Here is a 14,971-nt window from a genome sequence, read left to right as displayed (position 1 = left end):
CGGCGTGCGCCGGATGTGAGCTTAACAAGCATGGCCCGGATGGAATGGGATGAATCCATGGATTAAATTTACACCCAGAATTTGGCAGCGCTATTTCGGATTACTTGTGGCTCTGTTATTCCTCCGCCGCTGGTAAACGTATGGTGTATTGACCTGTTTTTTCATCACGCACCATCATGAGCAGATTGTGCTTCTGCGCGTCCTCCACCAATTCTTTGAACGAACGATAGCCGTAAGCCGATTCAGCAAAGCCCGGCTTACGCCGCTGCATGGTTGGCTTAACCATGGAATACCATACTTTTTCCTCCCCCCGTTCGGCAATCAATGCTTCAATGGTTTCGACAATAAAGTCGAGAGCTTCCTGCCGTTTGTCATCTTCAGTCTTCAATATTGATTTTTTCGTCGTGCCACCGGCAGGCGCTTTTGCCGGAGATTTTTTCTCAGCACGTTTTTTCTGTGCTTCTTGCTCACGCACCAGATCATCATAAAAAATGAATTCATCGCAATTGGCGCTGAGCAAATCAGAAGTCGAGTCCTTAACCCCAATCCCGATCACATATTTATTGTTCTCTCGCAGCTTTGAAACCAATGGAGAAAAGTCAGAGTCACCGCTGATAATGACGAAGGTATCAACATGGGATTTGGTATAGCAAAGATCCAGCGCATCGACGACCATGCGGATATCGGCAGAATTTTTACCTGATTGGCGCACATGCGGAATCTCGATCAATTCAAAAGCCGCTTCATGCATCGTCGCCTTGAATTCCTTGTAACGATCCCAGTCACAATAAGCTTTTTTGACGACAATGCTGCCCTTGAGCAGTAAGCGTTCAAGCACCTTCTTGATGTCGAACTGTGCATACTTGGCGTCGCGCACCCCTAACGCAATGTTCTCGAAATCGCAAAACAAAGCCATGTTGGTAATTTCAGGTTGACCAGCCATCTGTTACTCCTAAATTAAATTCGTTAATGCTGAGGCACCCGTTCCCCGAACTATTGCCAACTAGCCTCGCGTATTCGACTGCGTCTCGAACTGCATCAGATCCACTAGCGGCTGCGCTTGCCAGCCTGGCTTCCGGTGTTCCGTCACAATATTAGTGAAAATGCCGCCACGAACGTAAAATTTGGCGGTAAGGCGCATGAAGCGCGGCTGGATGGCGGCGACCAAATCATCCAGAATGCGATTGGTAACGTCTTCATGAAAATGTCCTTCATTACGGAATGACCAGATATAGAGCTTGAGACTTTTCAGTTCTACGCAGGTCGTATCCGCGATGTAATCGAGGATCAACGTAGCAAAATCGGGCTGGCCGGTCTTGGGGCACAGACAGGTAAACTCGGGGATTTCCATGTGGATGTGGTAATCGCGCTCGAGACTGGGATTGGCGAAAGTTTCCAGAAGTTTGCTGGGCAGAGCGCTCATTTTGATATGCCTTGTGGGTCAGTTAGAATACAACACATTATAATGTCCAACTGATTGAAATTGCGTCTTTCTCACGTCAAGATCGCTGGATTCAAATCCTTCGTTGATCCCACCCATATTGCTCTACCTGGGCAGGTCGTCGGCATTGTCGGTCCGAATGGCTGCGGGAAATCGAACATCATCGACGCGCTACGGTGGGTACTGGGCGAATCTCGCGCTTCGGCACTACGCGGCGAATCTATGCAAGATGTCATTTTCAACGGCTCCGGTAAGCGCAAACCGGTCTCGCGCGCTAGCGTCGAGCTGATATTCGATAACAGTTTGGGCAAGGCTGCCGGCCAATGGTCAAGCTACGCCGAAATCTCTATCAAGCGCGTGCTGCTGCGCGACGGTGATTCCAGTTACCACATCAACAATCAGCATGTGCGGCGCAAGGATATAACCGACATTTTTCTGGGCACTGGACTAGGTGCACGAGCATACGCCATTATCGAACAGGGCATGATTTCGCGCATCATTGAGGCTAAACCGGAAGAACTGCGCATATTTCTGGAGGAAGCTGCAGGCGTATCTAAATACCGCGACCGCCGCCGCGAAACTGAACTTCGCATTGCCGATACGCACGACAACCTGCTACGCGTTGATGACATCCTGCTAGAGTTGACCAAGCAACTTACCCATCTGACCGAACAAGCAGCGGTAGCCACGCATTACCGCGAATTAGAATCAAAGCGCGACACTACGCAACAATTGCTGTGGCTGGTGAATAAACAGGAAGCCGAGACACGCCGGGGGCGTTTTGTCCTAGGAATGGAGAAAACAAAAAACGAGCTGGAAGCTGAGACTGCACGTCTGCGTGAAATGGAAAGCCTACTGGAATACACGCGCAGTGAACATTACGCGCAGGCTGATGCGCTGCATGCCAAGCAGGGCGAGCTATATGCTGCTAATGCTGAGATTGCGCGACTAGAGCAGCAGATTGCCCACCTCAACGATCAACGCACGCGCTTGACCCAGCAGACAGCCAATAGCAAGCTGCAGGTCGAGCAGCAGTGCATTCAGTTGCAAGGCGTGGAGTCTTTACTGGCACATTGGCAGCAACAACAACAAGAAGCAGACATCCGAGTTGAGAGTTGGGAAAGCCGCGCGAACTCCGAAGCACTTCATCTGCCGCAAGCGGAAGAAGCAGCGCGCACCGAACTGGAGCGCCACAACACGATGCAACGCGAACATCTGATCTCGCAACAACAACTGCAACTAGCCGATACGCAACGCGAACATATCCAACGCAATGTGCAACAACTAGAAGCGCGTCGCTCGCGTTTACTGCTGGAGCGGGACAACCTCCCGCAGGTGGATGGCGAAGCGCTGGCAGAGATGCAGTCTTTATTCGTTGAGATGGAGATGGAACGCAACGCGCAGCAGCAACAGTTGACTCAACTTCAGGCGCAATTACCGGGGGCTGATACGACACGGCGCGACCAGCACATCGTAATGCAGGAACTGGAACGGCAACTGTCGCAGGTGGAGGCGAAACTTTCCGCGTTGCAACAGCTTCAGAAACAGGTCGATAACGACAAGAATCTGAAACCGTGGTTAACCGAACACCAATTGGACCAACTGCCGCGCCTGTGGCAATCCATCGGCATTGAGGCAGGCTGGGAAGATGCGCTGGAAGCCGTTTTGCGCGAACGTCTCAACGCGCTAGCCCTGCCCCACCTGGACAATGCTGCGCGTTGGAGCGATGCGCCACCGTCCAGGCTGGCTGTATTCGCAGCGGACGGAGCGCAAAATTTCAAAACCCAACAAGATGTTGGGCTGACCCCGCTGGGGCAGTTCGTAAGCTACCAGGATCCAAAAACTGCGCCCGTGGTGACGGACTGGTTATCTGGTGTGTATGTCACGGAAACGCTGGCACTAGGATTGAGCTTGCGTGAACGATTGCCTGCCGGTGCCTGGTTAGTGACGCCGCAGGGACACCTGATTGGCGCGCATAGCGTGCTGTTCCATGCTCCGGACAACCAAGTGCATGGCGTGCTGGCGCGGCAGCGTGAAATTGAACGGTTGCAGGAGGCAGCACAGCAACAGGCAAAGTCATTAGATCATGGCAAGCGCCAGGCAGCACTAGCAGAGGAAACCTATCACGCTATCGAAAGCCGCATTGCGCTCTTGCGCACGGCAGACAGTGAATTACAACAGCGCCAACATGGAATACAGGTACAGATTCTAAAATTAACCCAAGCCAACGAACGCAGCCACGAGCGCGCCGCGCAGATCGCGCGCGAATTGCAGGAATTGGCCGAACAGTCTGCTGAAGAGCAATACCAGCAGCAGGAAATCGCTGAGCGCATGGACATTCTGCGTGTAAGCATTGCGACTCAGCAGGTCGAAGTTGAGCAGGTAAGGCTGCAAGCTGCCACGCAGGAATCTACGCTGCGCCAACAGCGCGAACGTTCACAAAAAACGCAGCACGAATTGCAAGAAGCCCGTTTTTATGTCAAAACTTGCACGGAGAAAATCGCCGATCTAAAACACAATATTAGACAGATCGAGTTGACGCTGGCACAGTTAGAACAAACTTTGAGACAAAACCATGCGGAGTTAGACCATATAGAAGACGGCACTAGCAAGCAACAATTGCAGGAGGCGCTGCAACTGCGTCAAGCGCGCGAACAGGCGCTGGCCGAGGCGCGCAACATGCTGGAACAAACCACCAACAATCTGAACAAACTGGAACAAGAGCGCCTCTCCTGCGAACAAAAATTACATCCACTGCGTGAAAAACTCAGCGAGTTGTCGCTCAAGGAACAGGAAGCACGTCTGCAATATGAACAATGGGCAGAGCAATTGCAAGATGTGGATGAAACAAAACTGCTCTCCCTGTTGGAAAGCGGCAATATCAAGCTGAATGCGTTACAGATTGAATTAAATCGCCTGAACAGCGACATAACTGGGCTGGGCTCGGTGAATCTGGCGGCGCTCGAGGAATTGCATACGGCACAGGAACGCAAAACATATCTGGATGCTCAAGCGAAAGATTTGACCGAGGCGATGGACACGCTGAAAGGGGCAATACGCCGCATTGACAAGGAATCGCGTGACTTATTGATGAACACTTACAATGAAGTAAATCGCCATCTAGCAGAAATGTTCCCAGTGCTGTTTGGCGGTGGCGAGGCGCGCTTGGTGCTCACTGGCGATGAAATACTGGATAGCGGCGTGCAGGTGATGGCACAACCACCGGGCAAAAAAAATGCCTCAATTCACTTGCTATCAGGCGGCGAAAAAGCGTTAACTGCAATTGCGCTGGTATTCTCGATGTTCCAGCTTAACCCAGCTCCTTTCTGCCTGTTGGACGAGGTTGATGCACCACTGGATGATACCAACACCGAACGGTTGTGCAAGCTGATCCAGAAAATGGCACAGCACACCCAATTCATCTTCATCAGCCACAACAAGATCACCATGGAGCTGGCGCAGCAATTGGTAGGCGTAACCATGCAGGAACGCGGCGTATCGCATGTGGTGGCAGTGGACATTGAGGAAGCACTACGCCTGCGCGACGACAGCACAATAGCCACATAGCAATGCCTAGTAGCGAATGTCCAAAAGGGACTTAACGGTTACGGTCTTGGAATTAAATTACGGGGTAGCGGGATAAAAGTGTACGTATAGAATTGCCATGTCAAATTTGATCAAATGCAATTTGCGCACAGAAAGGTTAACCACGCCGCGTATTTCGTCCACGCGTAGCAGCGGCGCTTTCCATCCATTTCTTTATGCGGTTGGCATCACCAACGCGCGTATACTTCCCTTGTGAATCCAATAGCACGATGATCACCGGGCGGTGCATAATATGAGCATGCATCACTAGACAGCGCCCTGCTTCATTGATGTAGCCAGTTTTACTCACACCGATATCCCAAGATGCATTTTTCACCAATGGATTGGTATTTCCAAAACGCAGCGGGGGAAACCCAGGTACCGTAACCAAATGTGACGCCGTAGTGCTGTACTTATGGATGAGCTTATAGTGTTGTGCTGCAATCAACATTTTTACCAAGTCCTGCGCAGTGGAAGTATTGCCACTGTTCAGACCAGTCGGATCACGAAAATGGGTTTTCATCATACCCAGTTCGAGCGCTTTTGCATTCATCATCGCCACGGCTGCACTGGTGCCACCCGGATAAGTGCGCGCTAATGCAGCCGCCGCACGATTCTCAGAAGACATTAGCGCCAGATTGAGCAATTCGCCACGTGTCAGCGTCATGCCAATGCGCATACGCGAATGACTACCTTTGAGAATATCAAAATCAAACACGCTGATAGTAATTTTTTCATCCAGCGGCAACTCTGCGTCCAACACCACAATCGCAGTCATCAGCTTGGTAATGGACGCAATAGGTACGACAGCATTCGCATTCTTGCTATATAGAGGGCGTTGCTCCTGTTCGTCGTAAATCAGTGCAATCGATGAGCTCAGTTTGGGCGAAGAAGTGTACTTCAGCACCGTCGTAGTCAGATCGTCAACCTGTTTTTGGGTAATTGCTTTATCGGGCGCGGCCTGTACTACCAGTGCAGGCGCTAGCAGCAACACCAGCATAATGAGTTTTTTGCACATATCTTCTCCATAGGGGAAAACTACTAAGCGGAGCATACCGCAACATAGTAATAAATCAAAGGGGAAGCCTCTTCCAATATGAAATAAGTCTGAAGCCGGGTCGTATTTCCAACGAGGAATGGGTCTGAGCAGTTGAAGTTCGGAATCAGTCACAATGCAGGGCAAAGTGATCGACATGGACGAAGCATGGCTGCAAACCTTGTCGCAAATTAAAAAGTGGAGTCCGACTGACTTCTAGGCAACACTACTATTCTCAATTTCCATAATATCAACAATAATCCAAGCAGCGCCGCCACGGCGCTAATCGAGTACATCACGCTTGCGCCCCAGTGTTCCCATAGCGGGCCACTCAATAATCCACCAACCATACCGCCCGCGCCGTAAGTAATGCTACCAAACAGCGCCTGCCCCTTGGACTGATGCCGCCCGCGGAAAAACTGGTGTACCAGCGCCATAGCCACCGCATGAAAGGCACCGAAAGTTGCTGCATGTAATACTTGCGCAAACAGCATCAGCGGCAGCAAGCCCACCCCCCAGCCAATCAACAGAAAACGCAGCACTGCACCGGCAAAACTTACAATCATGATTTTCGGCAATGTAAAACGCAACATTAGCCACGGCATGGCGAAAAATACCGCGATTTCGCAGATTACACCCAGCGCCCACAGCCAGCCAACTGCGCTTTTCGAATAGTCATTCTCCACCAGATAAATCGAATAAAAAATGTAATAAGGCCCATGCGCCAGTGCCATCAGAAAACATGCGCCAAACAATACCAGCACTTGCGGCTGCAATACCAAACGTAGGATGGGTTGGCTGTCGGTATGGTGCGCCAACACTTCGGTGGGCGGGATCTGACGTGCGAACAATAAAATGCCTAGTTTTATCGCCACACCTACCCACAATATCCACGCGATAGCAATGTAGTCAAACGCATAGCCCAGCCCCAATACCGCCACAATAAAGCCAACCGAACCCCAAGAACGAATACGGCCGTAGCGCGCAGTGTGCTTACCCAGATAGGTCAGCGTAGTCGCTTCCACCAGTGGCATGGAAGCACTCCAGAAAAAACTCATCGCCATCATAACCAGCAACAAGCCGGCAAATTCAGTCGTGAAGAACACTCCCAAGTAACTGAGAACACTGCACAGCGCCGCCAGTTGCACCACCAGCAAACGCTTCCCGGTATGATCGGCTAGCCAGCCCCATAGTGTAGGAGACAACATCCGCATCACTGGCTGCACCGACATTAAAACGGCAATTTGCATTGCATTGAAATGAATGGATTGCAGATACAAACTCCAGTAAGGCGCGAACATGCCCACAAAAGCGAAGTAAAAGAAATAGAAACCGGCGATACGCCAGTGATAGTTTTTTTGAAGGGTCACAGCAACATAGTGGGATCAAACTTGCGGTTAGCATCCGCAAAAATGCATTATCTCACGTGAATAAAATAATATTGCGCAATGCTCTTGAAATCAAAAAAGTCGACCCCATTTTTACGCTACGCATTTTTGAAGAAATCATTTTGGAGAAGCAGATGGAACCCACCGAATCCTCATCCCAGCAGCCTGAACAGACTACCCAAGCTGAAGATACGCTTAACCCAGAGGTTATGCCAAGCATTGAGGAGATGTTGCAACAAGCTGAGCGCAAGGCACAGGAACACTACGACGCTTGGATGTACGCCAAGGCTGAAGGCGAGAATATTCGTCGTCGCGCGCAAGAAGACGTTAGCAAAGCAAAGAAATTGGCCGTGGAGCATTTCTCCAATGAAATGCTGATGGTGAAGGATAGCCTGGAAGCGGGATTAGCTGTTGAAACCGCCACTGTAGAAAGTTTCAAGAGCGGCATGGAACTCACTCTCAAGCAGCTCGCTGCTGTATTCACTAAATTCAACATCAAAGAGATCAATCCGCTCGGCGAAAAATTCGACGCCCACAGGCACCAGGCCATCAGCATGGTAGACAGTGAGCAAGAAGCCAACACGGTAGTGAGCGTAATGCAGAAAGGCTATCAACTGCACGACCGGGTGTTACGTCCTGCATTGGTGATGGTGGCCAAGGCGAAAGAATAACAACCCTATAACCAACCAGCAGCTCATTGCTTTTTAATTGCATTTTCGCGGAGTTTTGCGAAAAATTATCGTAACACTTGAAATACACATCTGCTGCCCACAGATTAATGCAACACAGGCAGCAAAGACTTTCAACATTACAACGAAAAGGGAACATTATGGGCAAGATTATTGGTATTGACTTGGGCACCACAAACTCGTGCGTTGCTGTCATGGAAAACGGCAAACCCAAGGTGATTGAGAACGCCGAGGGTACGCGCACCACGCCATCCATCATCGCTTACATGGAAGACGGCGAAGTACTGGTTGGCGCGCCGGCCAAACGGCAAGCAGTAACCAACCCAAAAAATACACTATACGGCGTAAAGCGGCTGATCGGGCGCCGTTTCGAAGAGCCAATGGTGCAGAAGGACATGGGCATGGTGCCGTATGGCATCGTTAAGGCCAAGAACGGTGATGCATGGGTTAAAGTCCGTGACAAAGACATTTCCATTCCGGAAATTTCCGCACAAGTGCTCATGAAAATGAAAAAGACCGCCGAGGATTATCTAGGTGAATCGGTCAGTGAAGCTGTCATCACAGTGCCTGCCTACTTCAACGATAGTCAACGCCAGGCCACTAAAGACGCTGGCCGCATTGCCGGTTTGGAAGTTAAGCGCATTATTAATGAGCCAACTGCGGCTGCGCTGGCATTTGGTATGGATAAGCAGGAAGGCGACCGCAAGATCGCGGTCTATGACTTGGGCGGCGGCACTTTCGATATTTCCATTATCGATATCGCTGAAATTGACGGTGAACACCAGTTCGAAGTGCTGTCCACAAACGGCGACACCTTCCTTGGCGGCGAAGATTTCGACATGCGCGTAATTGAATTCCTGGTAGAGGAATTCAAGAAAGAAAGCGGCATCGACCTGAAGAAGGACATGTTGGCTCTGCAGCGTCTGAAAGACGCAGCTGAAAAAGCCAAAATTGAACTGTCTTCCGCACAGCAAACTGAAGTGAACCTGCCTTACATCACGGCTGATGCCAGCGGCCCGAAACATTTGGCCATCAAAATTACCCGCGCCAAGCTTGAAAGCCTGGTGGAAGAATTGGTCGCGCGCACCATCGCCCCATGTAAGATTGCCATGAAAGATGCGGGCGTTTCCAATGCCGACATCGCCGACGTGATTCTGGTGGGCGGACAAACACGGATGCCGATGGTGCAAGAAAAGGTCAAGGAATTCTTCGGTAAAGAAGCGCGTCGCGACGTCAACCCAGATGAAGCAGTGGCAGTGGGCGCGGCCATTCAGGGTGGCGTGCTGCAAGGTGAAGTTAAAGATGTTCTGCTGCTGGATGTAACCCCACTCAGCTTGGGTATTGAAACCTTGGGCGGCGTGATGACCAAACTGATCAAGAAAAATACCACCATCCCAACCAAGGCCTCACAAATATTCTCTACGGCCGATGACAATCAGAGTGCAGTGACCATTCACGTGTTGCAAGGTGAGCGTGAAGTTGTTTCTGGAAATAAGAGCTTGGGACAGTTCAACCTCTCCGACATTCCACCCTCACCACGAGGCATGCCGCAGATTGAAGTGACATTCGACATTGACGCCAACGGAATCCTGCATGTAGGCGCAAAAGACAAGGCAACCGGTAAAGAATCCAAGATTACCATCAAGGCCAATTCCGGTTTGTCCGAAGCTGAAATTCAAAAAATGGTTCAGGATGCAGAAACGTATGCCGATGACGACCGCAAGGCAATCGAATTGGTTACATCGCGTAATCAGCTGGATGCATTAATTCACTCCACGCAGAAATCTATGAAGGAATATGGCGAGCAACTGAGTGCGGATGAAAAAGCTGCGATAGAATCCGCTTTGAAAGAAGCTCAAGATGTAGTGAAAGGCGACGACAAGGAAATTATAGACGCCAAATCTGAAGCACTCTCCACCGCTGCGCACAAACTGTCAGAAAAGATGCACGCCGCTGAAGCTAGCCAGTCCCACCAGCCTGGTGAGTCTGGTGCACAAGCCGACAGCAAGAAAGATGACAGCGATGTCGTAGATGCCGAGTTCACCGAAGTAAAAGATGAAAAAGCAAAAGACGAAAAAAAGTAATATAAAATGGAACCAGGGATGTCTGAAGGGCAATCACCGCGACTTCAAAATCTACACGACATCCCTCTTTCCTTTCCAGAAAATATGATTGATTCAGCCTAATACAGCGATACCTGCCCTTGGTTATTGCTGTTATTGGTTCACTATTTATTAAGCTAATGACGTCAATAAGAGACCAATTACATAAATCTTAAATCATTAACTCCTTAACCCCTTTTCGCTTCATGCAAAAATGAAAAAACGTGACTATTACGAAATACTTGGCGTCAACCGTGACGCGTCAGAAGAAGATATAAAAAAATCTTATCGCAAGCTGGCAATGAAGCATCATCCTGACCGTAATCCGGACAATCCCAAAGCTGAAGAGCACTTCAAGGAAGCCAAAGAGGCTTACGAGGTACTATCCGATTCGCAGAAACGCGCCGGCTATGACCAGTTTGGACACGCTGGTGCCGAGGCCGGTATGGGTGGGGGAGGATTCAGTGGCGGTTCAGCCGGCTCCCATTTCGGCGACATTTTTGGTGATATCTTTGGTGCCGGAATGAGCGGGGCGGGCTCACGCGGAAACAACCAAATGCACCGTGGCGCCGACCTGAGCTACAATTTAGAAATCACGTTGGAACAAGCTGCACGCGGTACCGAAACACAAATTCGCATACCGACCATGACCAAGTGCGATACCTGTCACGGCAGCGGTGCCAAGCCAGGCACGAGCACGACTACCTGTACCACCTGCGGCGGACATGGGCAAGTACGCATGCAGCAGGGGGGGTTCTTTTCTATCCAGCAAACCTGCCCGCGCTGCCATGGCAGCGGCAAATCCATTATATCGCCGTGCGGTTCTTGCCACGGCACAGGTCGCATCAAGCAGCATAAGACACTGTCTATAAAAATTCCGGTCGGGGTTGACAACGATGACCGCATCCGTCTGTCCGGCGAAGGAGAACTCGGCAGCAACGGAGGCCCACCCGGCGACTTGTATGTGGTCATCCGCATCACGCCGCACTCGGTATTCCAGCGTGACCACAACGACCTGCATTGTGAAATGCCGATCAGCTTTGTTGTTGCGGCGCTGGGTGGCGAAATCGAAATCCCCACTCTGGATGGTTCCGCACGCATCAAGATTCCAGCTGAAACGCAATCCGGCAAAGTCTTCCGTCTTCGCGGCAAGGGAATCAAAGGGGTACGCAGTTCAACCTTTGGCGACCTGCACTGCCACGTGATGGTAGAAACCCCGGCCAATCTCACTGATCGGCAAAAGGAATTACTGCGCGAATTCGAGCAGATAAACGAAGAAGATAGCGCACGCCACAGCCCGCGCGCGAAATCCTGGATGAACAAGGTTAAAGAATTCTTCGGATAGTAAATAAGTAAGAGAGTTTGCCTCAGGACATTTTGAATAGGCGATGTTGCCGATAAATTTTATCGGCTCTCCAACTCTTCCCAGCGCGCCATCAGTTGCAACAACTCATCCTCGATAATAGCGGTGCGTTCCTGCAGCTGTTTGGCGTGAGCGGGATTGTCACGGTAGAGATTGCCCGTGCCCAAAGTGGCAGCAAGTTCTTCCTGCTCTTGTTCCAGGGATGCGATTCGCTGTGGAATCTGCTCTAGCTCACGCGCTTCTTTGAAGCTCAACTTGGTGACAGGTTTGGATTGAACCTCAGCCTGCGGCAATGATGGCTTGGCAGTTACGGCTGCACTTACCGGCATTCGCTGCACGGCCTGCTGCTTTTTTACGCGCACCCAATCTTCATAGCCGCCGACGTATTCCATCAATTTGCCATCGCCCTCGAAGGCGATGACCTGAGTCACCACATTGTCGAGGAAAGCGCGATCGTGGCTGACCAGAAACAGCGTGCCATCGTACTCGGCGAGCAGATCTTCCAGCAGCTCCATAGTCTCAATATCAAGGTCATTGGTCGGCTCGTCCAGCACCAGCACATTTGCTGGGCGGCTAAACAGGCGCGCCAGCAGCAAGCGGTTGCGCTCGCCGCCGGACAAACTTTTTACCGGCGAGCGGGCACGTTCCGGCGCGAATAAAAAGTCGCCGAGATAGCTAATGATGTGCTTGCGTACGCCTCCAATTTCAATGAAATCAGCGCCCTGGCTGATGGTATCGGCCAGCGTGGCCTCTTCATTCAGTTGCGCACGCAATTGATCGAAATAGGCCACGGCCAACTTGGTGCCCAGATGCACCTTGCCGCTATCCGGGGCTAATTCGCCCAAGATAATTTTAAGCAGCGTGCTCTTGCCCGAGCCGTTCGGTCCCAACAGGCCAATTTTGTCACCACGCTGAATGCGGCAGGAGAAATCTTTAATGATTTGCCTGTCACCGAATGATTTGCTGATGTGCGACAGTTCCGCCACCAGCTTGCCGGATCGGTCGCCCGCCTCCAGACTCATTTCAACTTTACCCACACGCTCACGCCGCGCACTGCGCTCGCGCCGCAACTGCTCCAGCCGCCGCACGCGTCCTTCATTGCGCACGCCCCGCGCCTTGATGCCCTGACGTATCCAAACTTCTTCCTGCGCCAGCACCTTATCGAACTTGGCGTTGAGCACCGTTTCGTCCTGCAACATCTGCTCCTTGAAACGCAGGTAAGCCGCAAAATTTCCGGGGAAACTGGCAAGATTGCCGCGATCTAATTCGACTATACGGGTAGCGACGTTATCCAAAAAATACCGATCGTGGGTCACGAACAACACGCTGCCGCGAAAGTTGTTTAGCAAGCCTTCCAACCATTCAATGGATGAGAAATCAAGATGGTTGGTGGGCTCATCCAGGATCAACACATCCGGCTCAGCCACCAACGCCTGCGCCAGTGCCACGCGCTTACGCACGCCGCCGGAGAGATCACCCACACGACTGTCGGCATTCAGTTCCAGACGCTGGATGGCGGTCTCAATGCGCGCCTGCACCGCCCAACCATTTTGCGCTTCAAGCTTTGTTTGCAGCGGTTGCATTGCCTCCAGCAAACCTTCGTAATCGGCATCCGGTTCGGCAAGTTGATGCGACAAATGATGGTAATCGGTAATAATTTGTTGTAGCTCACCCAGCCCGCGCGCAACTTCGTCAAACACAGTCGCTTCAACATTTAACTCTGGCTCCTGGCTCACATAACAGATGCGCACACCGGGTGCACGCCATACGAGGCCATCATCTAACACAGCCTGTCCGGCCAGCACTTTTAACATACTGGACTTACCGCCGCCGTTGCGCCCAATCATGCCGACGCGCTCACCTTCGTCCAGTTGGAAATTAACATGATCAAGCAGTGGTACATGGCCGTAAGCAAGCGCGGCCTTATCAAGAGTAATGTATGGCATCAGATATTATATTTTTGATTAGCTAAGAGGGAAGATAGATAAACGAAGAGCGCACCGGCCATAGCGCAATGGAAAAAACATGAGCGCCACAACGAAGTTCGGCAACCGCGATAGAATTACGACTGGAACGGATAACGTCGCCACCAGAGTGTTGCTGACAGGAGATTTCATCCTTTTCCAGCAGCCAATAATTTATTCAAATCCTCAATAATTTCTTTCGAATGACGCGACGTTTCAACCTTGTCATACACCTTGCTAATTTTACCTTGCGGGTCAATCAGAAAAGTATATCGCCGTGCCACCTTGAATATCCCAAGATTCCGCAACACGGCATAACGCGTAGTCACCTCGGCGTTCTTGTCCGCCAGCAGCGGAAAGGGAAGAGAGTATTTCTTGGCAAAATCGGCATGGCTCTTGCTGTCGTCCACGCTAACGCCTACCACCTGAGCACCGAGCCCAGCTAATTGATTCAGATCGTCACGAAAGTTGCATGCCTGCTCGGTGCAGCCTGGCGTATCATCCTTTGGGTAAAAATACAGCACTAACCACTTGCCGTGAAAATCCGCCAACGTAAAAAACTTTCCATTCTGGTCGGGTAGATTGAAATTAGGTGCTACTTCTCCAACTTTCGGCAATTCGCCCGCACGTGCCAGCTGGCTGGCTATCAGCAATGCCAATATGCTTAATATACCAAATATTATCAATATCTTAATGCTACTCTCCTCATATTTTATTTGCAGGCAAAACCCCAAAGCCACAGTAATAACTCACCATAGAGACGGCATCTAGCCCAACACCGCAATGATACCAGCCGAACACTATATCGCGCTTGTACTCAATTCAACAGAAGCTAATGTTTAAATATGCTGTAGTGGGTTAATAAACTGTCTGGATTTATAGCACAGACTTGTCCGGGAAAAATTGCTACATGGGAATTAAGAAAATGAGATTTGAAGGAACTCAGGATGGTTGGGCAGGCAGGGCGACTGGTAAAGAAAGATGCTGCATGGTTAGCCTTCTGCTCTGCGAAAATCTGGCTGCTAGTCTTCCATCGACATAATTACGTGCCAGGCCTGATACACACTTGGAGTAAGTGGCAGCGCTGCTTGGCCTCATATTATTCAGCTCAACCTAGATTAGCCCATGCTACGCTTGCTGAATTTGCATCAGCGGCAGCCATTCAGGTAATACAAAAAACTTGCAATTTCCTCTAAATATTAAATTAATGGGGAGCATTTATGACGCTCAAAAAGACACGGCCTGCCTTACTATTGGCGTTGGCATTACAACAACTCTGCAATCCTGTCTTCGCACAGAACTCAACGCACAACAACATGCGTCAACATTGATAGTTGAACTAATATTTTTAGGTTCATCTGACATTTGCGTGGGTAAAAGTTAATCTATCGTCTCGAACTTGG

10 protein-coding genes are annotated in these 14,971 nt (G+C 50.6%); 4 read left to right on the top strand and 6 right to left on the bottom strand.

Features of this window, described 5'->3' with window-relative positions; genetic code table 11:
• Window positions 1-115: 115 nt before the first annotated feature.
• Together MJ768_RS05520 and queF are read right to left on the bottom strand one after the other, a co-directional pair.
• A complete protein-coding gene (locus tag MJ768_RS05520; protein WP_239288730.1) occupies window positions 116-943 on the bottom strand; it encodes an NYN domain-containing protein in 828 nt (275 codons plus the stop codon).
• Window positions 944-1,003: 60 nt separating this feature from the next.
• Window positions 1,004-1,423, bottom strand: a complete 420-nt coding sequence (gene queF, locus MJ768_RS05515) for a preQ(1) synthase (RefSeq protein ID WP_239288728.1) — start codon at window positions 1,421-1,423, stop codon at window positions 1,004-1,006.
• Window positions 1,424-1,483: 60 nt separating this feature from the next.
• Here queF and smc point away from each other — a divergent pair, with 60 nt between their 5' ends.
• Window positions 1,484-5,008: a chromosome segregation protein SMC gene (gene smc, locus MJ768_RS05510; RefSeq protein ID WP_239288726.1), complete on the top strand. Its 3,525-nt coding sequence runs from the start codon at window positions 1,484-1,486 to the stop codon at window positions 5,006-5,008.
• Window positions 5,009-5,144: 136 nt separating this feature from the next.
• On the opposite strand, the gene pbpG is transcribed toward smc, so the two are convergent.
• Window positions 5,145-6,044 carry a D-alanyl-D-alanine endopeptidase gene (pbpG, locus tag MJ768_RS05505; RefSeq protein ID WP_239288722.1) on the bottom strand — a complete coding sequence of 300 codons (900 nt, stop codon included), beginning with the start codon at window positions 6,042-6,044 and terminating at the stop codon, window positions 5,145-5,147.
• A gap of 209 nt (window positions 6,045-6,253) precedes the next feature.
• The gene (locus MJ768_RS05500) at window positions 6,254-7,432 is read right to left on the bottom strand and encodes an MFS transporter (RefSeq protein WP_239288720.1); all 1,179 of its coding nucleotides are present in this window, start codon (window positions 7,430-7,432) and stop codon (window positions 6,254-6,256) included.
• 152 nt (window positions 7,433-7,584) lie between these two features.
• Here MJ768_RS05500 and grpE point away from each other — a divergent pair, with 152 nt between their 5' ends.
• The 3 genes from grpE to dnaJ all read left to right on the top strand — a co-directional run bounded on the left by grpE (window position 7,585) and on the right by dnaJ (window position 11,586).
• The gene (grpE, locus tag MJ768_RS05495; protein ID WP_239288719.1) at window positions 7,585-8,121 is read left to right on the top strand and encodes a nucleotide exchange factor GrpE; all 537 of its coding nucleotides are present in this window, start codon (window positions 7,585-7,587) and stop codon (window positions 8,119-8,121) included.
• 158 nt (window positions 8,122-8,279) lie between these two features.
• Entirely contained in the window at window positions 8,280-10,223 is a 1,944-nt protein-coding gene (dnaK, locus tag MJ768_RS05490; protein ID WP_239288718.1) for a molecular chaperone DnaK, read from the top strand.
• Between the two features lie 232 nt (window positions 10,224-10,455).
• The gene (dnaJ, locus tag MJ768_RS05485) at window positions 10,456-11,586 is read left to right on the top strand and encodes a molecular chaperone DnaJ (RefSeq protein WP_239288714.1); all 1,131 of its coding nucleotides are present in this window, start codon (window positions 10,456-10,458) and stop codon (window positions 11,584-11,586) included.
• A gap of 59 nt (window positions 11,587-11,645) precedes the next feature.
• Here the strand turns inward: dnaJ and MJ768_RS05480 are convergent, their stop codons facing one another.
• Both MJ768_RS05480 and MJ768_RS05475 read right to left on the bottom strand, forming a co-directional pair.
• Window positions 11,646-13,550 carry an ATP-binding cassette domain-containing protein gene (locus MJ768_RS05480; protein ID WP_239288712.1) on the bottom strand — a complete coding sequence of 635 codons (1,905 nt, stop codon included), beginning with the start codon at window positions 13,548-13,550 and terminating at the stop codon, window positions 11,646-11,648.
• A 167-nt stretch (window positions 13,551-13,717) separates the two neighbouring features.
• On the bottom strand, window positions 13,718-14,227 hold the full coding sequence (locus MJ768_RS05475) for a peroxiredoxin (protein ID WP_239288710.1): 510 nt from the start codon (window positions 14,225-14,227) through the stop codon (window positions 13,718-13,720).
• Between the last annotated feature and the right edge of the window lie 744 nt (window positions 14,228-14,971).

The sequence above is a fragment of the Candidatus Nitrotoga sp. 1052 genome (assembly GCF_927312905.1).
In the GTDB taxonomy this organism is placed as follows: Bacteria; Pseudomonadota; Gammaproteobacteria; order Burkholderiales; family Gallionellaceae; genus Nitrotoga.
The sequence above is the reverse complement of the archived record's forward strand: the minus strand, read 5'-3'. Positions and strand labels throughout refer to the sequence as shown.